The 23,557-nt window shown below is 68.4% G+C and carries 20 protein-coding genes; 6 read left to right on the top strand and 14 right to left on the bottom strand.

Annotation, left to right across the window (positions count from 1 at the left end; all coding sequences use genetic code 11):
• Window positions 1-1,578, bottom strand: coding sequence for an aldehyde dehydrogenase (NADP(+)) (locus JYG32_RS29600; protein ID WP_213265967.1), 1,578 nt, complete (start codon window positions 1,576-1,578; stop codon window positions 1-3).
• Between the two features lie 248 nt (window positions 1,579-1,826).
• Between JYG32_RS29600 and JYG32_RS29595 the strand changes: the two genes are divergently transcribed.
• Entirely contained in the window at window positions 1,827-3,203 is a 1,377-nt protein-coding gene (locus JYG32_RS29595; protein WP_213265966.1) for an MFS transporter, read from the top strand.
• Window positions 3,204-3,264: 61 nt separating this feature from the next.
• On the opposite strand, the gene JYG32_RS29590 is transcribed toward JYG32_RS29595, so the two are convergent.
• Window positions 3,265-3,990: a site-2 protease family protein gene (locus JYG32_RS29590; RefSeq protein ID WP_174380786.1), complete on the bottom strand. Its 726-nt coding sequence runs from the start codon at window positions 3,988-3,990 to the stop codon at window positions 3,265-3,267.
• The gene (locus JYG32_RS29585) at window positions 3,987-4,940 is read right to left on the bottom strand and encodes a DUF2167 domain-containing protein (protein ID WP_213267507.1); all 954 of its coding nucleotides are present in this window, start codon (window positions 4,938-4,940) and stop codon (window positions 3,987-3,989) included. Before JYG32_RS29585 ends, JYG32_RS29590 begins: the two co-directional genes overlap by 4 nt.
• Before the next feature lie 201 nt (window positions 4,941-5,141).
• Between JYG32_RS29585 and JYG32_RS29580 the strand changes: the two genes are divergently transcribed.
• Entirely contained in the window at window positions 5,142-5,987 is an 846-nt protein-coding gene (locus tag JYG32_RS29580; protein ID WP_213265965.1) for a helix-turn-helix domain-containing protein, read from the top strand.
• A gap of 200 nt (window positions 5,988-6,187) precedes the next feature.
• Window positions 6,188-7,216 (top strand): hypothetical protein, encoded by a 1,029-nt coding sequence (locus JYG32_RS29575; RefSeq protein WP_213265964.1) that lies wholly within the window; start codon window positions 6,188-6,190, stop codon window positions 7,214-7,216.
• Here the strand turns inward: JYG32_RS29575 and JYG32_RS29570 are convergent.
• The 11 genes from JYG32_RS29570 to JYG32_RS29520 form a co-directional block, all read right to left on the bottom strand.
• Window positions 7,186-8,673 carry a dihydroorotase gene (locus tag JYG32_RS29570; protein WP_433960864.1) on the bottom strand — a complete coding sequence of 496 codons (1,488 nt, stop codon included), beginning with the start codon at window positions 8,671-8,673 and terminating at the stop codon, window positions 7,186-7,188. The genes JYG32_RS29575 and JYG32_RS29570 overlap by 31 nt on opposite strands.
• A gap of 3 nt (window positions 8,674-8,676) precedes the next feature.
• Window positions 8,677-9,237 carry a carbonate dehydratase gene (locus JYG32_RS29565; RefSeq protein ID WP_213265963.1) on the bottom strand — a complete coding sequence of 187 codons (561 nt, stop codon included), beginning with the start codon at window positions 9,235-9,237 and terminating at the stop codon, window positions 8,677-8,679.
• A complete protein-coding gene (locus JYG32_RS29560; RefSeq protein WP_174380782.1) occupies window positions 9,234-9,815 on the bottom strand; it encodes a 6-pyruvoyl trahydropterin synthase family protein in 582 nt (193 codons plus the stop codon). Before JYG32_RS29560 ends, JYG32_RS29565 begins: the two co-directional genes overlap by 4 nt.
• On the bottom strand, window positions 9,809-10,729 hold the full coding sequence (folE2, locus tag JYG32_RS29555; RefSeq protein WP_213265962.1) for a GTP cyclohydrolase FolE2: 921 nt from the start codon (window positions 10,727-10,729) through the stop codon (window positions 9,809-9,811). Before folE2 ends, JYG32_RS29560 begins: the two co-directional genes overlap by 7 nt.
• Window positions 10,730-10,789: 60 nt before the next feature.
• A complete protein-coding gene (gene zigA / locus JYG32_RS29550) occupies window positions 10,790-11,998 on the bottom strand; it encodes a zinc metallochaperone GTPase ZigA (RefSeq protein WP_213265961.1) in 1,209 nt (402 codons plus the stop codon).
• Between the two features lie 177 nt (window positions 11,999-12,175).
• Window positions 12,176-13,387 carry an acyl-CoA dehydrogenase family protein gene (locus JYG32_RS29545; protein ID WP_174380779.1) on the bottom strand — a complete coding sequence of 404 codons (1,212 nt, stop codon included), beginning with the start codon at window positions 13,385-13,387 and terminating at the stop codon, window positions 12,176-12,178.
• Entirely contained in the window at window positions 13,384-14,235 is an 852-nt protein-coding gene (locus JYG32_RS29540) for a hypothetical protein (RefSeq protein WP_213265960.1), read from the bottom strand. The genes JYG32_RS29545 and JYG32_RS29540 overlap by 4 nt, the downstream gene beginning before the upstream one ends.
• Window positions 14,236-14,289: 54 nt before the next feature.
• A complete protein-coding gene (locus tag JYG32_RS29535; protein WP_047902352.1) occupies window positions 14,290-14,946 on the bottom strand; it encodes a methionine ABC transporter permease in 657 nt (218 codons plus the stop codon).
• A complete protein-coding gene (locus JYG32_RS29530) occupies window positions 14,939-16,117 on the bottom strand; it encodes a methionine ABC transporter ATP-binding protein (protein ID WP_213265959.1) in 1,179 nt (392 codons plus the stop codon). Before JYG32_RS29530 ends, JYG32_RS29535 begins: the two co-directional genes overlap by 8 nt.
• 18 nt (window positions 16,118-16,135) lie before the next feature.
• Window positions 16,136-17,548 (bottom strand): LLM class flavin-dependent oxidoreductase, encoded by a 1,413-nt coding sequence (locus JYG32_RS29525; RefSeq protein WP_174380775.1) that lies wholly within the window; start codon window positions 17,546-17,548, stop codon window positions 16,136-16,138.
• A gap of 11 nt (window positions 17,549-17,559) precedes the next feature.
• Window positions 17,560-18,420 (bottom strand): MetQ/NlpA family ABC transporter substrate-binding protein, encoded by an 861-nt coding sequence (locus JYG32_RS29520; RefSeq protein ID WP_213265958.1) that lies wholly within the window; start codon window positions 18,418-18,420, stop codon window positions 17,560-17,562.
• Window positions 18,421-18,853: 433 nt separating this feature from the next.
• Here JYG32_RS29520 and JYG32_RS29515 point away from each other — a divergent pair, with 433 nt between their 5' ends.
• The 3 genes from JYG32_RS29515 to JYG32_RS29505 all read left to right on the top strand — a co-directional run bounded on the left by JYG32_RS29515 (window position 18,854) and on the right by JYG32_RS29505 (window position 23,556).
• A complete protein-coding gene (locus JYG32_RS29515; RefSeq protein ID WP_174380773.1) occupies window positions 18,854-20,218 on the top strand; it encodes a 2-hydroxycarboxylate transporter family protein in 1,365 nt (454 codons plus the stop codon).
• Window positions 20,219-20,321: 103 nt separating this feature from the next.
• Window positions 20,322-22,205: a sensor histidine kinase gene (locus JYG32_RS29510; protein ID WP_213265957.1), complete on the top strand. Its 1,884-nt coding sequence runs from the start codon at window positions 20,322-20,324 to the stop codon at window positions 22,203-22,205.
• Entirely contained in the window at window positions 22,195-23,556 is a 1,362-nt protein-coding gene (locus JYG32_RS29505; RefSeq protein ID WP_213265956.1) for a sigma-54-dependent transcriptional regulator, read from the top strand. The genes JYG32_RS29510 and JYG32_RS29505 overlap by 11 nt, the downstream gene beginning before the upstream one ends.
• Window position 23,557 lies beyond the last annotated feature (1 nt).

Below are 23,557 nucleotides of genomic sequence, written 5' to 3'. Positions count from 1 at the left end.
TCACTCCGCCTTCCCGTCCCGCAGACGCGGAATCGCGAGCGGATTGCGTTCCTGCAACCCTTCGGGCAGCAGGTCGTCCGGGAAGTCCTGGTAGCACACGGGCCGCAGGAAACGCTCGATCGCCGTCGCACCGACCGACGTGACGGCCGGGTTCGACGTCGCGGGGAACGGCCCGCCGTGCACCATCGCATCGCACACCTCGACGCCGGTCGGGTAACCGTTGACGAGCAGGCGCCCGGCCTTGCGCTCGAGGATCGGCAGCAGCCGGCGCGCGAGCGGCTTGTCGTCGGCGTCCATCTGCAGCGTGGCCGTGAGTTGGCCTTCGAGCGCGTCGAGCACGCGCGCGACTTCGTCGAGATCGCGGCAGCGCACGATCAGCGACGCCGGCCCGAACATCTCGTGGCTGAACGCCGGTTCGGCCAGGAACGCCTGCGCGCCGACTTCGTACAGCGCGCCGCCCGCCTGACATTCGGTTTGCGCCGCCTCACCCGCGCCGATTTCGCGCACGCCCGGCAGTTCGGCCAGCTTGCCGCGGCCGCTGCGATACGCATCGGCGATGCCGCGCGTGAGCATCACGCCGGCCGGCTTCTTCGCGAGCGCCTGCGCGGCGACGGCTTCGAAGCGGTCGAGGTCGGGGCCGTCGATCGCGAGCACGAGGCCGGGGTTCGTACAGAACTGGCCGACGCCGAGCGTCAGCGAATCGACGAAGCCTGTCGCGATCGCCTCGCCGCGCGCGGCGAGCGCGGCCGGGAACAGCACGACGGGGTTGATGCTGCTCATTTCCGCGTAGACGGGAATCGGCTGCGGGCGCGCGTTCGCAAGCTGCACGAGCGCCATGCCGCCCTGCCGCGAACCCGTGAAGCCGACGGCCTGGATCGCCGGATGGCTGACCAGCGCCGCGCCGATCACGCGGCCCGGGCCGACCAGCAGCGAGAACACGCCGTCCGGCATCCCGCATTTCGCGACGGCGGCGCGGATCGCGCGGCCGACCAGCTCGGACGTGCCGAGGTGCGCCTCGTGCGCCTTCACGATCACCGGACAGCCGGCCGCGAGCGCCGACGCCGTATCGCCGCCGGCCACCGAAAACGCGAGCGGGAAGTTGCTCGCACCGAACACGACGACGGGCCCGAGCCCGACCTTCTGCAGCCGCAGGTCCGCACGCGGCAGCGGCGTGCGCGCGGGCTGCGCGGGATCGATCGACGCGGCAAGGAAGCGCCCGTCGCGCACGACACGCGCGAACAACCGGAGCTGGCCGACGGTGCGGCCGCGCTCGCCCTGCAGCCGCGCGACGGGCAGGCCCGTTTCGGCGTGCGCGCGCTCGATCAGCGCGTCGCCGAGCGCGACGATTTCATCCGCGATCGCGTCGAGAAACGCCGCGCGGACCGCGAGCGGCTGCGCGCGGTACGCATCGAACGCGTCGCGCGCGAGTTCGCATGCGCGGTCGACGTCGGCCTGCGTCGCGACGCCGAACGCCGGCGCATCGATCGGCGTGCCCTTCGTCGGGTCGAACGCGAGCAAGGTTCCGGCCGAGCCGGTCACCGCGTCGGCGCCGATCAGCATCTCTCCTGTCAGTTGCATGGGGTGTGCTCCGTGGTTCGGGAATGGATCGCCCATTGTAGCTCAACAGATATGATGTCTGCCGACGACATTTCATGTTTCGCCTGTCCTGCCGGCCATCCGGCGACTCGCCCGAAATCCTTGCCCAGCGCACCCTATCGCCATATTTTTACCACTTCGCGTCATCACCCAGAGGGAAAACCCGAGGTTTCTGCGTCCGGACAATGCCCATAAACTTCCGCTCATGTCATACGACGACGTACACTAAAGTGCCTAATCAGACCACCCCTCGCGATCTTCCGATCGAGCTCGCGCGCACCGCGCGCCGGACCGCCGTGCGCTACTGGATCCTGGCGATGCTGTTCGTCGTCACGACGCTCAACTATGCGGACCGCGCGACGCTGTCGATCACCGGCACGCCGATCCGCAAGGCGTTCGGCATCGATCCGGTGACGATGGGCTACATCTTCTCGGCGTTCAGCTGGGCGTACGTGCTCGCGCAACTGCCGAGCGGCTGGCTGCTCGACCGCTTCGGCGCGCGGCGCGTATATGCGGCGAGCATCTTCCTGTGGTCGGCGTTCACGTTGCTGCAGAGCACGATCGGCCTCGGCGGCAGCGCCGCGTTCGCGGTCGCCGCGCTGTTCGCGATGCGCTTCGCGGTCGGCATCGCCGAAGCGCCCGCGTTCCCCGCCAACGCGAAGGTCGTCGCGAGCTGGTTCCCGACCGCCGAGCGCGGCACCGCGTCGGCGATCTTCAACGCCGCGCAGTATTTCGCGGCCGTCGTGTTCTCGCCGCTTATGGCGTGGCTCACGCATGCGTACGGCTGGCACCAGGTGTACCTGTGGCTCGGCCTCGCGGGCATCGCGCTCGCGTTCCTGTGGCTGCGCGTCGTGAAGGATCCGGCCGACCATCCGGCCGTGAACCGCGCGGAGCTCGACCATATCGAGCAGGGCGGCGGCCTCGTGCGGTCGAAGTCACGCGGCACCGGCGCGGCGTCCGAAGGCAGCCGCGTGGCCGGCTGGTATTACGTGCGCCAGCTTCTGTCGAACCGGATGCTGATCGGCGTGTACCTCGGCCAGTACTGCGTGAACGTGCTCACGTACTTCTTCCTCACGTGGTTCCCGATCTACCTCGTGCAGGCGCGCGGGATGTCGCTGCTGAAGGCCGGCTTCATGACGTCGCTGCCCGCGATCTGCGGGTTCCTCGGCGGCGTGCTCGGCGGGATGCTGTCGGACGGGCTGATCCGCCGCGGCGTATCGCTGACGCTCGCGCGCAAGATCCCGATCGTCTGCGGGATGGCGCTGTCGATGGTCATCATCGGCTGCAATTACGTCGACAGCGAAGCGCTGGTGATCGTGCTGATGGCCGTGTCGTTCTTCGGCAAGGGGATCGGCTCGCTCGGCTGGGCCGTCGTCGCGGATACCGCGCCGAAGGAAGCGATCGGCCTGTCGGGCAGCCTGTTCAACATGTTCGGCAACACGGCCGGCATCGTCGCGCCGATCGCGATCGGCTACCTCGTCGGCGCAAGCGGCTCGTTCAACGGCGCGCTCGTGTTCGTCGGGCTGAACGCGCTCGTCACCGTGTTCAGCTATCTCGTGATCGTGAAGGACATCAGGCGTGTCGAGCTGCGTCATCGAGACGCTTGAGCATCGGCGGAAAAGAAAGGAAGACGACGGCGGCCGCGTAACAGCGGCCGCCGTTTTTGCGTCAGGTCGCGGAATGCGCGACGCGCAGCATGTCGTGCACGCCGGACGTCATCAGCGCGAGGAACGCGAGCAGGCCGACGTAGCAGAGCGCGTACGTCGTCTTCGTCTCGATCGACGTCGCGTAGTACACGCGGTTCTCCGGCGCGTCGGGATCGTAGCGCCACGCGCGCTTCAGTTGCGGCAGCGCGAGGATCGCCATCACGATCAGCAGCGGGCTCGGGCGATACACGAACAGCGCGATCAGCACCGGCACGCCCGCGAACCAGATGCGCGGCGACAGCACCGCGGTGATCCGCCCGCCGTCGAACGGCGACAGCGGGATCATGTTGAACAGGTTCAGGAAGAAGCCCGTGTACGACAGCGCGAGCAGCAGGTTGCTGTCGTAGTGGCGCGCGGCCGCGTAGCAGGCCAGCGCGCCGAGCGTGCCGACGAACGGCCCGGCGAGCCCGACATACGCTTCGGTTTCCGCGTCGTGCGGCATCTCCTTCAACTGGATCCATGCGCCGACGAACGGGATGAACGTCGGCAGCCCGACGTCGAGCCCGCGCCGCTGCGCGGCCAGGTAGTGACCGGCCTCGTGCACCAGCAGCAGCGCGACGAAACCGGCCGCGAACCGCCAGCCGTAGAACAGCGCGTAGACCGCGATCGACGCCAGCATGGTGCCCGCCGAAACGAGCACCTTGCCGAGCTTGAGGCCGCCGAAGATCAGCAGCAGCAGCTTCGTCATTCCTTGCGCTCCGCGCCGGATACGTCGGACGCGTCGGCGACGGCCGGCACCGCGGCCGCCTTCGGCTTGCGCCCGAAGAAGCGCTTCAGCGCCGCACCGCCGGCCAGCAGCGCGACCGCGCCGATCTTGAAGAACTTCACCGCGAACGCGCCGATCAGCGCGAGCAGGCCGAGCTTCTTCGCGCCGACGCCGACGATCAGCGCCGCGAGGCCGTACTCGGCGACGTGGTCGGTCGACTTGTTGAAATCGGCGTAGCGCTTGCCGTCGTTGAAGCTGATGTTCGACAGCAGGTCGTCGGCCGACGCCTTGTACTTCGGCAGATCGGCCAGCGTCGACGCCATCGTCAGCGACAGGTAGCCGTCGCGGCCGAGCACGAGCGTCCGGTAGTTCACGCCGTCGTTCCCGGCGTTCGGGGCCGCGCCCTTGTCGCGGATGATCGCGGACCACACGAGCCGGTGCGTGGCCGCGTCGTACGCGGGCGCCTTCGCCCAGCCGACCACCTCGGTTTCGGGCAGGCCGCGCTCCTTGCGCGCCGGGTTGTCTTCCTCGGTGCCGGCCTGCAGGCTCTTCAGCAACTCGTCGGGCTTCCAGTCCTTCGCGTCGTCGTCGCGGATGTAGCCGCTCGGCTCGAACGACACGACCGAGATCCAGTCGGCATCGGGGTCGTCGGGCAGCACGAGGCCGACCAGCTTCGATTCGTCGATCGAGTTGCCCATCGAGCGCAGGTAGCGGCCGGCTTCGGCGGCCGGCACGAACGACTCGCCGGCCTTCAGCTTCAGCACGACTTCATGCTTCACGTCGATGTCGGTCGGCCCCTTCACGACGGCCTCGTTGGCGGCCGCGGCGGCGGCCCTCATTTCCACCTGCGCAGCTTCGGTCTGCGCATGGCCGCTGGTCGCGGCGAGTGCGAGCGTCGCCACGCAGGCGAGCCGGACGGCAAGTTTTTTCATTTTCATTGTTGGATTCCCCTGGAATGCCTTGTTGTGAATGTGCACGACAACGGCCCATGCGTTGTCGTCGCGGGTCCGGCGTCGCCTCTCAGTTGGCACGGGGGCTATGGTAACGCAGCGCCGGGACGCGCCCGGGAAGCGGCGCGATGCTTACGTCGCAGGTAATGCCCAACGCGCGCAGGATTGCCTATCATCTGCGTCATGAACCCGACCGCCGCCCTCCATTCGCCCTCCCCGTCCGCCGGCCGCGCGTCCGGCATCGGCCCGCTGCTGCGCACGTGGCGGCAACGCCGGCGCCTGAGCCAGATGGCGCTCGCGCTCGACGCGGAAGTCTCCGCGCGCCACCTGAGCTTCGTCGAATCGGGCCGCGCGCAGCCGAGCCGCGAGATGGTGCTGCATCTCGCGGAGCGGCTCGACGTACCGCTGCGCGAACGCAACGCGCTGCTGGTTGCGGCGGGCTTTGCGCCGCTGTTTCGCGAACGGCCGTTTTCGGATCCGCAGCTGGATGCCGCGCGCCATGCCGTCGAAGCGGTGCTGCGCGGCCATGAGCCGTACCCGGCGCTCGCGGTGGACCGCCACTGGACGCTGCTCGCCGCGAACCGGATGCTCGGCGCGCTGGTCGCGCAGGCCGATCCGTCGCTGCTGCAGCCGCCCGTCAACGTGTTGCGGCTGAGCCTGCATCCGGACGGCCTCGCATCGCAGATCGTCAACTGGCATGAATGGCGCGCGCACATCCTGCATCGGCTGCAGCGGCAGATCGATGCGAGCGGCGACCGCACGCTGCACGCGCTGCGCGATGAGCTTGCCGCGTATCCGGCACCGGCCGGCCAGCCCGACGACACGCAGGCGCGCACCGACTTCGCGGATATCGCCGTGCCGCTGCGGCTGCGCACCGCGGCCGGCGAGCTGACGTTCTTCAGCACGACGACGGTATTCGGCACGCCGGTCGACGTGACGCTGTCGGAGCTCGCGATCGAGGCGTTCTTTCCGGCGGATCGGGACACGGTGGACGCGATGCGGGCGCTGGCGGATGCGTTGGCGGCGTAACCACACGCGCATGGCGCACCTCGCTCTTGTCAGACAATTGCATTTGAACATTACAATGTGCGCCATTCGTACAAGCCCTTGAAGCGTCGTTCGCCACCGCGGCTGCTCAGGCGGCGGCAACCGCCGCCTGACGATGTCGGCATGCCCGGCGGTACCAGGGCAATTCCAACCATGATCCCGTTCGGGCGCTCGCCTTTCCGATGATTCCCGCTCCGATTTTCTCCGGCACCCTCTTCATCGTTCTCGGCATTTCGTTTCTCGCAACCGTGTCCGTGCTGGTGTGGGCCGCCGCGCTGGCGTTGTTTCCGCGCGCACGACGATCGTTTCGCACGCATCGGGTACGCGCCACCGCCATCTTGGCCGCGCTATGCGTGATGAGCAGTTTCTTCGTTTTCATGGCAACGATCTGGCTGCGGGTCGATCTGAACATGAGAAAAGAGGAGGCCGCGCGGCACCCCACGCTGGAGAAGGGCGCGCATCTGCTGGGTATCGACATGCCGCCCGGTACCAGACTGTCGCTCTATACCGCCGGCGACATGAAATCGATCGAGCGAGCCGAGTTCCCGCACGCGGTCGGCGTCTACGGAATTCCCGCCGTGGCGGTGGAGATCGTCGGCGAATATGACGACGAAACCTCGTGGAATAACCTGTCTCCCGTCTGGCTCACTGCGCTGAAGCTCACCGTAACCGGCACCCCGACGATCGACGGATGGACATGCGGCGCGAGCGAACCGCTGGAAATCGTGCTGCGCAACGATGCGCGGATCAGGACGCTTTGGTCGTGCCGCCTGGCCGACGGCAATCGCGTAGCCGGCGCCATCGTGCCGGCCCGCTCGCGATTGATGAGAAGCACGACCGCCTATGGCGACGGTCTGCGCGACAACGACTATTGGGAAATCAGGGTCGCCGATGGCGCCGTATTCGAACTGCCCGCACTACCGCTGCTTCAGCCGACGCTGAAGCTCGACCGGGAACACAACATTCTGGCCTTCGACTACGCGACGCTGGCACGCGCGGCGAGCATCGGCGACATCACCTACCCGGCCGGTACCGAAGTCGTGTCCGGGGTGCGCGGGCTGCGCGAAAACTATCCCGGTACATGGCTTTTCAAGACTGTTCATGGCCGGCACGCCGTCAGCAACGCCACAGGGCCGATCGCCGACGGCGCGTCGGTCGTGCAGGCGCCTTCCGGAAAGGTCTACGCGCTCTTCCCGCACAAATCGGATTGAACGGGCGGTGCAATGACCGGCGCTGGCTGCACCCAGGAGCAGTGCCGAAACCGGGATTCCACTGAAGCGCATGAAGCAGGCGGCTTGTCCGCCTCCATAAACGTCACAGCCTCCCCTGCCGGCTGCCCGTTCAGCACACCGTCGCGCACGGCAACCTGCCCGCGCACGACCGTATGCACGGGCCAGCCCGTGACCGCGCACCCGTCGTAAGGCGTCCAGCCGCTCACGCTGGCGATCCATTCGTCGCGGATGATCCGCCGCGCGCGCAGGTCGACGACGCTTAAGTCGGCGTCGTACCCGATCGCGATGCGCCCTTTTCCCTCGATGCCGAAGATGCGCGCCGGCCCGGCGCTGGTCAGGTCGACCAGCCGTTCGAGGCTCAGGCGGCCCGCATGCACGTGGTCGAGCATCAGCGGCAGCAGCGTCTGCACGCCGGTCATGCCGCTCGGCGATTGCGGATAGGGCCGGCGCTTTTCGTCGCGCGTATGCGGCGCGTGATCGCTGCCGATCACGTCGACCACGCCGTCGCGGACGGCCTGCCACAGCGCATCCCGATGATGCCGTTCGCGCACGGGCGGATTCATCTGCGCGAACGTGCCGAGCCGCTCGTAGCAATCGGGCGCGTGCAGGCTCAGGTGATGCGGCGTGACCTCGACCGTCACGCGCCGCCGGTGCTGCACGAGCAACGCCATTTCGTCGGCGGTGGACACATGCAGCACATGCAGCCGGCGGCCAGTCTCGGCGGCGAGCCCGACGATGCGCCGTGTCGCGGTCAACGCGCTTTCCTCGTCGCGCCAGCGCGGATGGTCGCGCACGTCGCCGCTCGCTTCCACGAGCGCCCTGCGTTCGCGCAACCGCGCTTCGTCCTCCGCATGCACGGCCATGCGCCGCCGCCCGTTTCGCAGGATCCGGCGCAACACGGTTTCGTCGTCGGCCAGCAGATCGCCGAACGAACTGCCCATGAAGACCTTCACGCCCGCGCAGCCCGGCAGGCTTTCGAGCGCCGGCAGCCGTTCGGCGTTCACGGCCGAGCCGCCGATGTAGAACGCGTAATCGCACCACGCACGGCCGCGCGCGAGATCCAGCTTTGCCTGCAGGTCCTGCTCGTCGAGCGTCAGCGGATGCGTATTGGGCATCTCGAAGATCGTCGTGACGCCGCCGAGCACCGCGCCGCGCGTGCCGGCCTCGATGGTCTCCTTGTGCGTCAGGCCCGGTTCGCGGAAATGCACCTGGCTGTCGACGACGCCCGGCAGCACATGCAGTCCGCCGGCATCGAGCAGGACATCAGCGCTCCATGTGCCGTGCAACGCGCCCAGCGCGACGATGCGGCCGCCCACGCAGGCCACGTCGATCCGCTCGGCGCCGCTGGGCGACATCACCGTGCCGCCGTGCACGAGCAGGTCGGCGTGGCGTCGCCCCGGTTCGCCGCCTCCTTCGCGTCGCATCGGCTCGCCCATGACTCAGAACTCGTTCTGGATATGCTTGTAGCCGAGCACCAACGCATTGTTCGTGCGCGCGACGTCCTCGGAGAATTCGCTCGCATCGGCCGTCACCTGCGGCAATGCGGCGAGATCGGTTTCCGGCCCGATGCGTTCGGTCGAGCGCACGTAGAAGCCAGGCGGCAGGTGGCAGCCGTCGACGACCGCGTTGTAGCGCACGACGCAACCGTCGTCGATCGTGCAGTTGAACAGCACGCTGTTGAACCCGACGAACACGCCGTCGCCGACCTTGCACGGCCCGTGGACGATCGCGCGATGCGCGATCGACGTGTGCCGGCCGATGGTGACGCTCGCGCCCGACTTCGAATGGATCACCACGCCGTCCTGGATGTTCGAATGCGCGCCGATCACGATCGGAGCGATCCGGCCGCCGGCGTCCGTTTCGTCGGCGCGGATCACCGCGTACGGGCCGATGAACACGTTCTCCTCGACGATCACGAGCCCGCACAGGATGGCGGTCGGATCGACGAACGCGCTCGGATGGATCTGCGGCAGGTCGCCGCGCGGGTTCTTTCTGATCATGAGGATTCCTGCTGATAAATCGGATAGTCGCGCTTGAGTTTCTCGAACAAGCCCGGATCGCGCCACTGCACGGCGACAGCCGGCGAGAACACGATGTCGTCCAGGTCGATGCGGCCCATGCGCGGATTGAACGCGTCGTCGCGAAAGCACTGCGCGTAGCCGGTCTCGGTCTCGTGAACGATGACCGAATACAGGCGCACGTCGCCTTCGCCGTTCGACATGCGGGTACAGGACAGCGCCGCATCGACGAGACGAAAGAACACGCGCGAGAACTGCTCGGCGCTAGGGGAAACGGGCAGCTGCACCCAGCGCTCCGAGTGGCGGCGCATGCTGTCGAGATAGTCCGGATCGTCGCCCGACCACAGCGTCACCGCATGGTCGAACGCGTCGATCAGGTCACGCACGTCACCCTTGAGCAGCCCGAAGTCGTAGATCATCTGCCCGTGGTCGAGCGCATGCGCTTCGAGCAGCAGCTCGACGCGGTACGAATGGCCGTGGATCGAATGCGAGCAGCGCCGCGTGCTGCAGCCGCGCACGACGTGCGCATTCTCGAAGCGGAACAGCTTGCGGATCAGCATGCGTCGACGCCTTCGCGAACCGGCGCTGCCCAGGCCACCGCATCGTGCGGATGCAGACTTTCCAGATGGCGCACGTGGACGCGCGGGTTCGCATGGCGACTGTCCAGCGCGGCCTGGACGCGGCGCGCGGCATCCTCGACGAACATCAGGTTCTCGCCGTTCAACACTGCGAACGCCTGCTCGTCCGCGCGCTTGACGGCCGTCTGCACCGGTGTGCCGAGCGCTTGCTCGACGCGATCGATCAGGTCGATCAACCCCAGCGCCGTGGCGTCGGCAGGCAGCCCGACGCTCACGACGGCTTCGCTGCGCTGGCTGTGCGGTGTCGCCGCCGTCGCATGCCGCTGCAGCCACGCGGCGACCGCGGCCGGCGCCACGCGATCCTCGCTGCCGAACGCCGCCAGAAACGCCTGTTCGACCCAGTGCCGCGACAGCGCGGCCGAGCACGGGCACGTCGACGAATAAACGACCGTCACTTGCGCGCGCAACTCGAACGCGTCACCGGTGAGCACCGCGTCGACACGAACCGGATAGGACTTCCATCCGGCCAGCCCGTCCGTCACCAGCGCCGCGCGGCGCGCCAGCAGGTCGAAGCACAGCCGTACCCGCGCGCTGCGCGAGTCGCAGTCGCGATGGCTGTCGACCATTGCGCCCAGCACGTGCCGCAAACCGGCCGGCGACAGCGCTTCGCCGTCGCCAAGCCCGTCGAGCAGCCGGTACAGCCGCGACATGTGGATGCCCTTCACATGCGGCGCAGGCAGATCGACCTGCACGTCGGCGCGCGCATGCACGTCGCGCCGGCAGCCGGGCTCGGCCACGACCACGGGCAGGTCGATGCCCTGCATGCCGACCCACTCGAGCGGGCGACGGCCCGGTACGGCATCGGTCAGGGAAATATCGGGAAGGGCTGCATTCATGCTCGGGATCCGGTGGAGCGCCTTCCCCATCCGGATCGATGCAGGAAGCGCGCGTTCAGGTCAGGGCCAGTCGCGAAACGGGTTGTCCCACGTGGTCCAGTGTTCGGGGCCGCCGGCCATCTCGGCGTCGGTCAGCAGACACGCGTCGAAGCGCGCGCGCAGCGTGGGTTCGTCCATGTCCATGCCGATCAGCACGAGTTCCTGCCGCGCGTCGCCGACGCGCTCGTCCCATCTCGCGCGGATCTGCGCGACGGCTTCCGCGTCCTGCGGCCAGCGCTCGGGCGGCACGGCCGCCCACCAGTGGCCGGCCGGCCCGTGCCGCGCGACCGCGCCGGCCTGCGACCACGAGCCGGCGACGATCGGATGGGTGGCCAGCCAGAAGAACCCCTTCGAGCGGACGACGCCCGGCCATTCGCTTTCGACGAGATCGAAGAAGCGCTGCGGATGGAACGGCCGCCGCGCGCGGTAGACGAAGCTGCGGATTCCGTATTCGTCGGTCTCCGGCGTGTGCGTGCCGCGCATTTCCTGCAACCAGCCCGGCGCGCGCGACGCCTCGTCGAAATCGAACAGGCCCGTGTCGAGCACGCGCTCGAGCGGCACCTTGCCGAATTCGGCGATCTCGATCCGCGCGCGCGGGTTCAAGCCGCGCAGCAGCGCGACCAGCCGCTCGCGCGCGCTCGCGTCGATCAGGTCGATCTTGTTGATCACGATCACGTCGCAGAATTCGATCTGGTCGATCAGCAGATCGACGACCGTGCGCGCATCCTCGTCGCCCATCGATTCGCCGCGCGACTGCAGGCTGTCGCGCGACGCGTAGTCGCGCAGGAAATTGAACGCGTCGACCACCGTCACCATCGTGTCGAGCCGCGCGACTTCGCCGAGGCTGCGGCCATCCTCGCCTTCGAACGTGAACGTCTCGGCCACCGGCAGCGGCTCCGAGATGCCGGTCGATTCGATCACGAGCTGGTCGAACCGGCCTTCGCGCGCGAGCCGGTCGACCTCGATCAGCAGATCCTCGCGCAGCGTGCAGCAGATGCAGCCGTTGCTCATCTCGACCAGCTTCTCGTCGGTGCGCGACAGCCCCGCGCCGCCGTCGCGAACAAGCGCGGCATCGATGTTGACCTCGGACATGTCGTTGACGATGACCGCGACGCGCCGGCCCTCGCGATTGTTGAGGATGTGATTGAGCAGCGTCGTCTTGCCGGCGCCGAGGAAGCCGGACAGGACGGTCACGGGAAGCCGCGTGGACGGATGGAGTGCGGGGCTCATCGGGCGATTCCTGAAGAGGACGTCGAGGGTGAAATGATATATTGTATCGATACGATATAACATATCATTCCAGGCGTCCAGCGGATGGAACGATCGATGTGCCGGTATGGGTGCCAGGCACCGGCGCTTGTGGCCGGCGTGGAGCCGCCGCGAAGCGCCGCTGCGGCGGCCCCGTCGTCACGTATAGAGCGACGCCGGCGGCAATTCTCCCGTCAGCGCGAACCGGCCGACATCGCGCAGCCGGTAGTCGAGCGGATCGTGCAGCGTATGCGTGCGCGCATTCCGCCAGAAGCGGTCGAGGCCGAGCGATGCGGCCGTCGCGCGCGCGCCGCATGCGTCGAACAGCGCCTCGCCGTTGTCGAGCGCCGCGCGCTGCGCGACGATCTTTGCGTCCGAAACCGCGAGCGCCACTTCCGCTCGCTCGTCCGACGTCAGCGCATCACCCCGCGCCCACGCGTGCTGCAACGCGCCGGCCGCGCGATCGGCCAGCGCCGCCGCGGCAACGGCCCGCACGCGCATGTCGCCGAAGCGCTGCAGCGTGTACGGATCGTCGCTCGCCTGCTCGACGTCCGAGTGAATCCACGGCCGGCCATGCTTCAGCACATAGTCGCGCGCGTCGGCCAGCGCGCCTTCCGCGAGCCCGACGAACAGGTTCGTCAGCACGAGCTGCGACACGAGCGTGCGCAGCGTCGCGCGCGGTGTCGGCGGCGCCTCGGACCGGTGCAGCACCTCGTCCGGCGCAAGCGTCACGCCGTCGAAGCGCACGCTGCCGCTGTCGGTCTGGCGCTGGCCGATCGGATCCCAGTCTTCGTTGATCGTGATCCCCTGGCGATCGGTCGGCACCACGCCGAACACGGTGCGGCCGGTTTCCGGATCGTGTGCGGACACCGTCATCCGCTGCGAGCCGCGCGTGCCCGAACAGAAGCCCTTCACGCCGTCGAGCCGGTAGCCGCCGTCCGGCGTCGCGGTGGCCACGAGCCGCGTGTCGAGCGGATTGACCGCATTGCCCCACCACCAGCGCTGCTCGACCGTGCCGCGCAGATAGCGTTCGCGCTGCGCCGCGCTGCCCCACACGTCGACGCTCACCACCTGCAGGCACTGGAACCCGACGAGATGCGCGAGCGCGCTGTCGACGCGCGCGATCTGCCGGATCGCGTCGTAGATCGCGGGCCACGCGGCTTCCTGCCCGCCGAACGCGCGCGGCACCGCAAGCGTCAGCAGGCCCGCGTCGGCGAGCCACTGCTTTTCCTGCGCGGCGTGGCCGCCCGCGCGATCGCGCACGGCGGCAGTTTCGCGTAGCGCACCGATGACGCGCGCAAGTGCGTGCGGATCGATTGCTGACACATCCGTTGCCGCGGCGAGCGTCGCCGGGCCGCGTGGATCGTTCATGCGACGGCTTCCTGTTCCTGGGTCGAGACAGCTTCCGACAACGGCACGAGTTTCCCGAGTTCGCGCCTGCCGGTCAACCGCACGAGGATCTCGCGCCGCCAGTCGTCGTAGATCGCGCGATAGTCGGCGATATCCGCGCCGAACACGTGCGCGGTGTGCGCGTACTCATCGTGCAGATAACCGTCGAGCCGCGCCTGTGTTTCCTCGTCGGCCGCGATCACGCGATCGATCAGCGCGTCGCGCTCGGCGGCCGGCAGCGCCTTCAACGTGTCGAACCACCACTGGACGATCTGCACGCGATGCCACTCCTCGTCCGGCCGGATCCGGTTCTCGCCGTGCTCGCGCATCGCGCCGTCGCCGATGCGGCCGGTCTTGCGCTGGATCCACAGCTTCGCGAGGATGTGCAGCTCGTAATGCCATTCGAACGCGAGAAAACCCGCGACGTCGCGCACCGCGATATCGCCGATGCGCGCCCAGTGCGCGGCGACGAGCCGGTCGATCTCCGGCAGCGGGTCGCGCCCCGTCAGTTCGGTCACGCGCTCGCGGCCGATCACCGCGTGCGCGCCGTCGTCGCCGAGCTGGCGCGACAGGATCAGCTGGAAATGCGGATCGTCGCGGAACAGCGTGTCGATCGCCCTCGCGACGACCTGCACGATGAACAGGTCGTGCGACGCCATCTTCGTGTAGTAGTCGGCGACGGCGGCCAGTTCGTCCGCATTGCGCGGTTCGCGCGGCGGCGTGGCCAGCTTGGTCGGGAAGCCGGGACGATGGCGTCGCGCCACGTCGAGAAACAGCGCTTCCTCGAATTGTCCGTTCCATTCGCGCGGCGCGCCGATGGGCAAGGTCATAGGGTTCGTTCTCTCAGGGTCATGAATGAAGCGAGCGGACGCTCGTGGCGTCGCTCAGGTGCGCCGGGTCACGCGTCGGACCAGGCGGTCGCCCGTGATTTGCACGGCCGAAACGAGTGCGATCAGGATCACGATCACGGTCACCATGACGGTGGTGTCGAAGCGCTGGTAGCCGTAGCGGATCGCGAGATCGCCGAGCCCGCCCGCGCCGACGGCGCCCGCCATCGCGGTCGAGCCGATCAGCGCGACAACGGTGATCGTGAAGCCGCCGAGCATGCCGGGCAGCGCCTCCGGCAGCAGCACGTGCCACACGATGTGGCGGCGCTTCGCACCCATCGCGAGCGCGGCCTCGATCAGCCCGCGATCGACTTCGCGCAGGCTCACTTCGGCGATCCGCGCGAAGAACGGGATCGCGGCGATCGACAACGGCACGACGGCCGCCCATACGCCGATCGTCGTGCCGATCAGCACGCGCGTGAACGGCAGCAGCGCGACGAGCAGGATGATGAACGGCGTCGAGCGGAACACGTTGACGAGCGCGCCGAGCACCGCGTTCACGCCGCGCCGCGCGTAGATGCCGCCGGGCGCGGTGGTCACGAGGATCACCGCGAGCGGGATGCCGATCAGCGCCGCGATCGCGGCCGACGCGGCGACCATCGACAGCGTGTCGCGGATCGCGTCGAGCAGTTCGGGCCACCAGAGTTCAAACATAACCGAGCACCTCCGCGTGATTCGCGTGGCGGCGCGCACGTTCGAGCAGCGCGGCGACCGCGTCGCCGCGTGCCGACGACTGGCCGGCTTCATCCGCGCGCGGCGAAGCCGCGATCACGAGCCGCCCTTGCGCATGCCCCTGGATCCGCTCGATGCCGCCGTGCAGGAAACGCACGGAGCCGCCGAGCGCCGCCGCGAGCGCGCCGACGTCCGGCTCGCCGCCGCTTTCGCCCGTATAACGAACGTCGAGCACGACCTGCGCGCCGTCCGGCAATGCGGCCTGCTCGGGCAGCGGCTGCACGCGCGCGGCCAGTTCGGCCGGCAGGTCGTGCACGAGCGTGCTGAGCAGCGCGCGCGTCGCGCCGTGGCGCGGATCGCCGAACACGCGCCACACGGGGCCCGTTTCGACGACTTCGCCCTGTTCGATCACCGCGACCGTGTCGCACACCGCGCGGATCACTTCCATCTCGTGCGTGATCAGCACGATCGTCAGCCCGAGGCGGCGGTTGATGTCGGCGAGCAGCGCGAGGATCGACTGCGTCGTCTCGGGATCGAGCGCCGACGTCGCCTCGTCGCACAGCAGCACCTCGGGATCGTGCACGAGCGCGCGGGCAATGCCGACGCGCTGCTTCTGCCCGCCCGACAGGCTCGCCGGATACGCATCGCGCTTCGCGGCGAGCCCGACGAGTTCGAGCAGCGCGTCGACCTTGCGCACGCGCTCGGCCTTCGGCACGCCGGCGATCTTAAGCGGCAGCGCGACGTTCTCGAATACCGTCTTCGCGGAGAGCAGGTTGAAATGCTGGAACACCATGCCGGTGCGGCGGCGCAGTGCGACGAGCCCGTCCTCGTCGAGCGCGCCGACGTCGACGCCCTGCACGCGCACGCGGCCCGAGCTCGGCCGTTCGAGCCCGTTCACGAGCCGCAGCAGCGTCGACTTCCCGGCACCGCTGCGGCCGATGATCCCGAATACCTCGCCGCGCCGCACGTCGAGCGTCACGTCGCGCAACGCGGCGGCGTGGCCGCGCGGCGTCGCGAACACCTTACCGACCTGCTCCAGCGACACGGCCACACCATCAGCCGGCGTGGCCGTTTTCTCGTGCACCGTCGCAGCGGCGCCGGCACGCGCGGCCGATGCGTCGATGAAACCCAGCGTATCGAACAATTGCGTCATCGCTTCGCTCCGTCACGTTCAGGCATGCGCGGGATGCGCGGGTTCGGGCACGGCGGCCGGCCGGTGCTGCGCGCCGGTGTGCCATGCGGGCAGGCGCGCGCCCGCGCCGAACAGCTTCTCGCGCAGCGTCGGCGCGGGATCGTAGTCTTCCTTGTAGACACCGCGGTTCTGCAGTTCGGGCACGACCCAGTCGACGAAATCCTCGAACGACTCGGGCATCACGGTGCGCGTCAGGTTGAAGCCGTCGATGCCCGTCTCGTCGATCCACGACTGCAGCTCGTCCGCGACCTGCGACGGCGAACCGACGATCGGCGCATAACGGCCGCCGAGCGACATCTGTTCGAGCATCCGGCGCACGGTCCACGTGCCGGTCGAGCTCTTGCGCGAAATCGCGTCGACGGCCGACTGGATCGAATCGGTCTTCACGTACGAGATCGGCTCGTCGAGGCCGTACTTCGCGAAGTCGATGCCGGTCGAGCTCGCGAAATGCGCGAGGCCGGCTTCCGGGCTCGCGTAGCGCCGGTATTCGTCGAATTTCTCGCGCGCGAGCCGCTCGGTCTCGGCCGTCACGACGCTCACGCCCGCGAAGATCCGGATCGACGCCGGATCGCGCCCCTGCCGCGCGGCGGCCGCGCGGATGTCGAGCGCCGCCGCGCGCGCGGCGGCCTTGCTCTGCCCGTTCACGAACACGCATTCCGCATGCCGGCCCGCGAACTCGACGCCGCGCGCGGACGAACCGGCCTGGTACAGCACCGGCGTGCGCTGCAGCGACGGCTCGCTCAGGTGGATCGCGTCGACCGAATAGAACGGCCCGTCGTGCTTCACGCGCCGCACCTTGCCCGGCTGCGCGAACACGCGCGCCTGGGCATCGCGGATCACCGCGTCGTCGTCCCAGCTCTGTTCCCACAGCTTGTAGACGACGTCCATGTAATCGTCGGCGCGCTCGTAGCGGTCGTCGTGGCCGATCTGCTGCGCGAGGCCCATCCCGCGCGCGGCGCTGTCGAGATAGCCGGTGACGATGTTCCAGCCCACGCGCCCTTTCGTCAGGTGATCGAGCGTCGACATGCGGCGCGCGAACAGGTAAGGCGGCTCGTAGGTCAGGTTCGCGGTCACGCCGAAGCCGAGATGCCGCGTGACCTGCGCCATCGCGGGCACGAGCAGCAGCGGATCGTTGACGGGCACCTGCACCGATTCGCGCAGCGCGGCGTCGGGGCCGCCGCCGAACACGTCGTATACGCCGACGATGTCCGCAAGAAAGATCCCGTCGAACTTGCCGCGTTCGAGCGTCTTCGCGAGATCGGCCCAGTAGTCGAGATCGGTGTAGTGCGCGGAGCGGTCGCGCGGATGCGTCCACAGCCCGTGATTGATGTGCCCGACGCAGTTCATGTTGAACGCGTTGAGCAGGATCTTCTTGCGGTTCGCCGTCGTCATGTTCGCCTCCGTCACCACGCGATCGCGTACAGCGAGCCGAACGCGTTGTCGAGCGCCTTGCGCACGGCCGGCGAGTGCTGGTAGATCGCGATGAACTTGCGGATGCGCGGATCGTTCACGCTGTCGGGCCGCACGACCCACTGGATCGCGAAGATCTTGTTCTCGGTGCCGTCGAACAACAGCGCGCTGTTCGGGTCGGTCGTGCCGGCGAGCTTGATGAAGCTCGGGTAGCCCTGCGCGAGATCGACGTCGTCGAGCGAACGCGCGAGCTGCGACGCTTCGAGCGGAATGATCTTCAGGTGCTTCGGGTTGGACACGATGTCGTGCGTCGTCGCGCGATAATCGGCGCCCGGCTTCAGCGTGATCAGGCCCGCGCGCTGCAGCAGCAACAGCCCGCGCCCGCCGTTCACCGGGTCGTTCGCGATCGCGACGCGCGCGCCGTCCTTCAGCTCGCCAAAGCTTTTCACCTTCTTCGAATAGAGGCCGATCTTCATGATCGTGCCGGGTGCAATCGATACGAAGTTGTAGCCGCCCTGTTTGTTCGCGTTCTCGAGAAACGGGATGTGCTGGAAATAGTTGACGTCGATGTCCTTGTTCGCGAGCGCCGCGTTCGGCGTATTCCAGTCGGTGAACTCGACGATCTTCACGTCGAGCCCCTGCGCCTTCGCCTCCTTCGCGGCGACCTTCAGCGCTTCGATCTGCGGGCTGGTCGAGATGCCGACCTTCAGCGGCGCGGTGTCGGCGCGTGCGCCGTTCGGCAGCACGACGCCGATCAACCCGGCGAGCAGCGCGGCCGCCAGCAGGCGGGCCGGTCGGGCGAAACCGGCAAAACGGCCGGAGGAAAAGCGGGCGGAAAAAACGGCATGCAGCATGGAAACCACTCTCCTGTCCAAAGACGGTATCGATGGATGAGCGACACCGCGGCGAACGCGCGGGCGTTCTCCGGACAGTCGTCGTCGCATCGGAAAAGGATCAGTCGATGATAGAGAGCGGCGGAGGGACGGTCTACGAAGCGATTGTGCGAAGAAAATCGCGCGCGGCGATATGGCGAGAGATCGAGCGCGGCCGGATGCCTGGCCGGGCGCCTGGCCGGCCATCCGGCCGAAATCTCGGCCTGCCCGCCGCGCGAATTCCGAATTCTCGGCCTGCCCATCGGGCGAGCCTTTCAGCAGACGAAATAATTTCTTTATGAATCAATTGGTTATAAACGCGCCGGCAAGCCAGATCCTTGGCACGGAGGTTGCGTAATAGTCGGCACACGATGCCGCGAAGCAAAGCAGGCATTCCAACATCAGGAGACACGTCTTGCAGACCTCAATCCATACCCCGTCCCATCCCGAGCCGCTTGCCGAAGCCGGTCCCGCCACGCGCGAACGCTTCTGGCCGGAAGGCTGGTGGAAGCTGATGGAAATCCGCATCGGCATCATCCCGCTGCCGGTCTACCTGATCCTGTTCGGGCTGATCGTCGGCTTCGCGGTGACGGGCAAGGTGCCCGGCGAGATCTCGATGGCGATCGCCGTGCTCGCGTTCTTCGGCTTCACGTGCGCCGAACTCGGCAAGCGCCTGCCGCTGCTGCGCAACATCGGCGCGGCCGCGATCTTCGCGACCTTCGTGCCGTCGGCGCTCACGTACTACCACCTGCTGCCGAAGCCGGTGCTGAACCTGACGGTCGAATTCACGAAGTCGACCAACTTCCTGTACCTGTTCATCGCGTCGATCATCGTCGGCAGCATCCTGAGCATGGACCGCCGCGTGCTGATCCAGGGCTTCGTGAAGATCTTCATCCCGCTCGCCGCCGGCTCGGTCGCCGCGGTGATCGTCGGCACGGCGGTCGGCACCGCGCTCGGCCTCGGCGCGCGCCACACGCTGCTGTACATCGTCGTGCCGATCATGGCCGGCGGCGTCGGCGAAGGCGCGATTCCGCTGTCGATCGGCTATTCGGAACTGATGCACCTGCCGCAGGGCGAGATGTTCGCGATGGTGCTGCCGCCGGTGATGCTCGGCAGCCTGACCGCGATCATCCTGTCGGGCGCGCTCGACATGCTCGGCAAGCGCCTGCCGCACCTGACCGGCAACGGCCGCCTGCAGGTCGGCGAAACCGGCGACATGACGCCGGAAAACGAAGAAATCCGCGGCCACGTCGACGTCACGCACATCGCGGGCGCCGGCATCACGGCGATCACGCTGTACCTCGTCGGCCTGATGGCGCACAAGCTGTTCGGCCTGCCCGCGCCGGTCGCGATGCTGTTCCTCGCGGTGCTCGTGAAGCTCGCGCGCGCGGTGTCGCCGCCGCTGCAGGAAGGCGCGTTCGTCGTCTACAAGTTCTTCTCGACCGCCGTCACGTATCCGCTGCTGTTCGCGATCGGCGTCGCGATGACGCCGTGGGACAAGCTGACCGCCGCGTTCACGATCGTCAACGTCGTGACCATTGTGTCGACCGTCGCGACGCTGATGGGCACCGGTTTCGTGGTCGGCCGCCTGATGAAGATGTACCCTATCGACACCGCAATCGTGAACGCCTGCCATAGCGGGCAAGGCGGCACCGGCGACGTCGCGATCCTGACCGCCGCGAACCGGATGCAGTTGATGCCGTTCGCGCAGATCGCGACGCGGATCGGCGGCGCGATCGTCGTCACGGTGACGCTGATCCTGGTCGCGCACTTCGGATGACGCGCCGCCGCGCGCACCGTCGCGCAGGCCGCTTCGCACGCGCCGCCGCCGGCTCTGCCGGCGCGCGGCGCGCGTCGTTCCGGCCGGCCGGTTGCGGGCTTCGATGAGGGCGAACGTGCAGAAGAGCTTCAAGGGAATCCCGTGGTGGGGCTGGGCGTCGGCGGCCGTGCTGTATGTCGGCGTGGCGGGCGCGGCCGTCGATTTCGCATGGGAACGCGCGATCGACGCGCTCGAGGAAACCGGCGCGCACCGGCTCGACCTGTATGCGTCGAGCCTGAAGAGCGAACTCGGCCGCTTCGAGATCCTGCCCGGCCTGGTCGCGCGACAGGACGGCGTGCGCGCGATGCTGAAGGCCGTGCCGCGCGACGCGCCCGAGCTCGTGCACACGGTGAACACGTACCTCGAAGCCGTGAACCGCGACGCGGGCAGCGGCGCGGTCGACGTGATCGACCTGCAGGGTGAAGTGATCGCCGCCAGCAACTGGAACGAGACGCTCAGCTTCGTCGGTACGAACGTGTCGTACCGGCCGTACTTCAAGGACGCACTCGCGCGCGGCAGCGGCCGCTTCTTCGGCATCGGCACCAACACGGGCGTGCCGGGCGTCTACTTCGCCAGCGCGGTGCGCGACGACGGCGTGCCGATCGGCGTCGCCGCCGTGAAGATCAGCGTCGATTCGCTCGAATCGGCATGGCGCGCGCCGGGCGTCGCCGCGATGGTCGTCGACAGCAACGGCGTGGTCGTGATCTCGACCGAACCCGAATGGAAATTCACCGCGCTGCGCCCGATCACCGCGCAGCAGCAGCGCGACATCCAGGCGTCGCGTCAATACGCGGGCCGCACGGTCGACGCGCTGCCGTACCGCCGCATCGGCGACCGCAGCGCGGCCGCCTGGTTCGGCACGTTCCCCGATCCGCGCCACGCCGGCCGCACCACGCGCTATCTCGTGATGTCGCGCCCCGCGCCGCAGGCCGGCGACTCGCTGATGGTGCTGCTCGACATCGCGGGCGCACGGCGCCAGCAGCAGACGGCGTTCGTGTTCGTCACCGGCGCGTTCCTGATCGCCGCGCTGCTGGCCGGCTACGCGATCCAGCGCCGCCGGGCGATCGTCGCGCGGCTGAATGCGCAGGACGCGCTGCGCCGCGCGAACGACCGGCTCGAACTGACCGTCGCGCAGCGCACGGCCGCGCTGACGGCCGCGAACGAGCAGATGCAGCGCGAGATCGTCGAACGCGAGCGCACCGAGCAGCGGCTGCGCGATTCGCAGCAGGAAGTCGTGCACGCGGGCAAGCTCGCGGTGCTCGGGCAGATGGCCGCCGGCCTCACGCACGAGCTGAACCAGCCGCTCGTCGCGATCCGCACGCTGTGCGACAACGCGCGCACGTTCTTCGAGCGCGGCCAGCCTGCGCCGGCGTATGCCAATCTCGAACGGATCGGCAAGCTCGTCGACAGCATGGCCGTGCTCACCGGCGAGCTGAAAACCTTCGCGCGCAAGCCCGACGTCGAGCGCGTCGCGGTGTCGCTGAACGAGGCCGTCGCGCATGCACGGCTCATCTACGATGCGCGGATCCGCGACGAAGGCGTGCGGCTCGACGTGAACATCGCGCCCGGCACCGCGGTGTCGGCCGAATCGAGCCAGTTGCAGCAGGTGATCGTGAACCTGCTCGGCAACGCGCTGGACGCGGTGCATGACGCGCCCGTGCGCCGCATCGTCATCGATGCGGCCGGGCCGGACGAAGCCGGCCGCGTGCGCTTCACGATCGCCGACAGCGGCGCCGGCATCGCACCCGAGGTGCTGCCGCACCTGTTCGAGCCGTTCGTCACGACCAAGCCGCGCGGCCAGGGCCTCGGGCTCGGCCTCGCGATCACGTCGCGCATCGTCGAGGCGTTCGGCGCGAAGATCGCCGCGACGAACCGCGACGAAGGCGGCGCGCAGTTCAGTATCGAATTCGCGGCGGCGACGCTGCAAAGGACAGAGCATGGAAGATGAGATTCGGGTGCTGGTCGTCGAGGACGATGAAAACGTCCGGATCGGCGTCGAGCAAGCCGTCGCGCTCGCCGGGTTCCCGGTCGACGCGTTCGCGTCGGCTGCCGACGCGCTCGCGCACGTCGCGCCCGGCGCGCCGGTCGTGATCGTGTCGGACGTGCGGATGCCGGGCATCGACGGGCTGCAGTTGCTCGACCGCGTGATGGCTGTCGATGCGCAGATTCCGGTCGTGCTGATCAGCGGCCACGCGGATATCTCGACGGCCGTCGGCGCGATGCAGGTCGGCGCGTACGACTTCATCGAGAAGCCGTTCTCGTCGGACGTGATCGCCGGCCGCGTCGCACGCGCGGTCGAGAAGCGCCGCCTGACGCTCGAGGTGCAGGGGCTGCGCGCGGCGCTCGGCAACTGGCAGGGCATCGAGGCGTTCGTGCTCGGCAAGTCGCCCGCGATGGCCGACGTGCGCAAGAAGATCCTGCGCCTCGCCGATACATCGGTATCCGTACTGATCACCGGCGAGACGGGCACCGGCAAGGAACTGATCGCGCGCAGCCTGCACGACTTCGGCGGCCGGCGCGATGCGCACTTCGTCGCGCTGAACTGCGGCGGCCTGCCCGAGCAGATCTTCGAGAGCGAACTGTTCGGCCACGAGGCCGGCGCGTTCACCGGCGCGATCAAGAAGCGCATCGGCAAGATCGAATGGGCGCACGGCGGCACGCTGTTCCTCGACGAGATCGAGACGATGCCGATTTCGCTGCAGATCAAGATGCTGCGCGTGCTGCAGGAGCGCGTGGTCGAGCGGCTCGGCGCGAACGAGCTGATTCCGGTCGATTGCCGCGTGGTTGCCGCGTCGAAGGCCGATCTCGCGGAACTCGCGGCCGACGGGCGTTTTCGCGCGGACCTGCTGTATCGCCTCAACGTCGCGCAGATCGAACTGCCGCCGCTGCGCGAGCGGCGCGAGGACGTGCCGCTGCTGTTCGAGCATTTCGTGCTCGCGGCCGCGCGGCGCTTCGGGCAGCCGGCGCCGGTCGTCTCGGCTGCGCAGGTGTCCGAACTGATGACGCACGCGTGGCCCGGCAACGTACGCGAGCTGCAGAACGTGGCCGACCGCTTCGTGCTCGGGCTGACCGGCGACAGCCTGCTGTCGTCCGGCGGCGCGCCGATCGCGGGCGGCACGCTCGCGGAGCAACTCGCGTATTTCGAGCGGATGCTGATCGAGGACGCGCTGCAGCGTCACCACGGCAACGTCGCGGATGCGAGCGTCGCGCTCGGCATGCCGAAGAAGACGCTCTATCACAAGCTGCGCAACCTGCGGATTCCCGCGCGCGGCGACGCGGCGGCCGACGGCGGCGAATGAC

Origin of the sequence: Burkholderia pyrrocinia (genome assembly GCF_018417535.1) — a bacterium.
Lineage (GTDB): Bacteria > Pseudomonadota > Gammaproteobacteria > Burkholderiales > Burkholderiaceae > Burkholderia > Burkholderia pyrrocinia_E.
The sequence above is the reverse complement of the archived record's forward strand: the minus strand, read 5'-3'. Positions and strand labels throughout refer to the sequence as shown.

Coding starts and splice junctions, on each gene's coding strand:
- JYG32_RS29600 (WP_213265967.1), bottom strand. CDS start 1,578: ATGCAACTGACAGGAGAGATGCTGATCGGCGCCGACGCGGTGACCGGC.
- JYG32_RS29585 (WP_213267507.1), bottom strand. CDS start 4,940: ATGAAAAAACTTGCCGTCCGGCTCGCCTGCGTGGCGACGCTCGCACTC.
- JYG32_RS29570 (WP_433960864.1), bottom strand. CDS start 8,673: ATGGGCGAGCCGATGCGACGCGAAGGAGGCGGCGAACCGGGGCGACGC.
- JYG32_RS29545 (WP_174380779.1), bottom strand. CDS start 13,387: ATGAACGATCCACGCGGCCCGGCGACGCTCGCCGCGGCAACGGATGTG.
- JYG32_RS29560 (WP_174380782.1), bottom strand. CDS start 9,815: ATGCTGATCCGCAAGCTGTTCCGCTTCGAGAATGCGCACGTCGTGCGC.
- JYG32_RS29580 (WP_213265965.1), top strand. CDS start 5,142: ATGAACCCGACCGCCGCCCTCCATTCGCCCTCCCCGTCCGCCGGCCGC.
- zigA (WP_213265961.1), bottom strand. CDS start 11,998: ATGAGCCCCGCACTCCATCCGTCCACGCGGCTTCCCGTGACCGTCCTG.
- JYG32_RS29535 (WP_047902352.1), bottom strand. CDS start 14,946: ATGTTTGAACTCTGGTGGCCCGAACTGCTCGACGCGATCCGCGACACG.
- JYG32_RS29530 (WP_213265959.1), bottom strand. CDS start 16,117: ATGACGCAATTGTTCGATACGCTGGGTTTCATCGACGCATCGGCCGCG.
- JYG32_RS29510 (WP_213265957.1), top strand. CDS start 20,322: ATGAGGGCGAACGTGCAGAAGAGCTTCAAGGGAATCCCGTGGTGGGGC.
- JYG32_RS29540 (WP_213265960.1), bottom strand. CDS start 14,235: ATGACCTTGCCCATCGGCGCGCCGCGCGAATGGAACGGACAATTCGAG.
- JYG32_RS29575 (WP_213265964.1), top strand. CDS start 6,188: ATGATTCCCGCTCCGATTTTCTCCGGCACCCTCTTCATCGTTCTCGGC.
- JYG32_RS29590 (WP_174380786.1), bottom strand. CDS start 3,990: ATGACGAAGCTGCTGCTGCTGATCTTCGGCGGCCTCAAGCTCGGCAAG.
- JYG32_RS29565 (WP_213265963.1), bottom strand. CDS start 9,237: ATGATCAGAAAGAACCCGCGCGGCGACCTGCCGCAGATCCATCCGAGC.
- JYG32_RS29520 (WP_213265958.1), bottom strand. CDS start 18,420: ATGCTGCATGCCGTTTTTTCCGCCCGCTTTTCCTCCGGCCGTTTTGCC.
- JYG32_RS29505 (WP_213265956.1), top strand. CDS start 22,195: ATGGAAGATGAGATTCGGGTGCTGGTCGTCGAGGACGATGAAAACGTC.
- JYG32_RS29525 (WP_174380775.1), bottom strand. CDS start 17,548: ATGACGACGGCGAACCGCAAGAAGATCCTGCTCAACGCGTTCAACATG.
- folE2 (WP_213265962.1), bottom strand. CDS start 10,729: ATGAATGCAGCCCTTCCCGATATTTCCCTGACCGATGCCGTACCGGGC.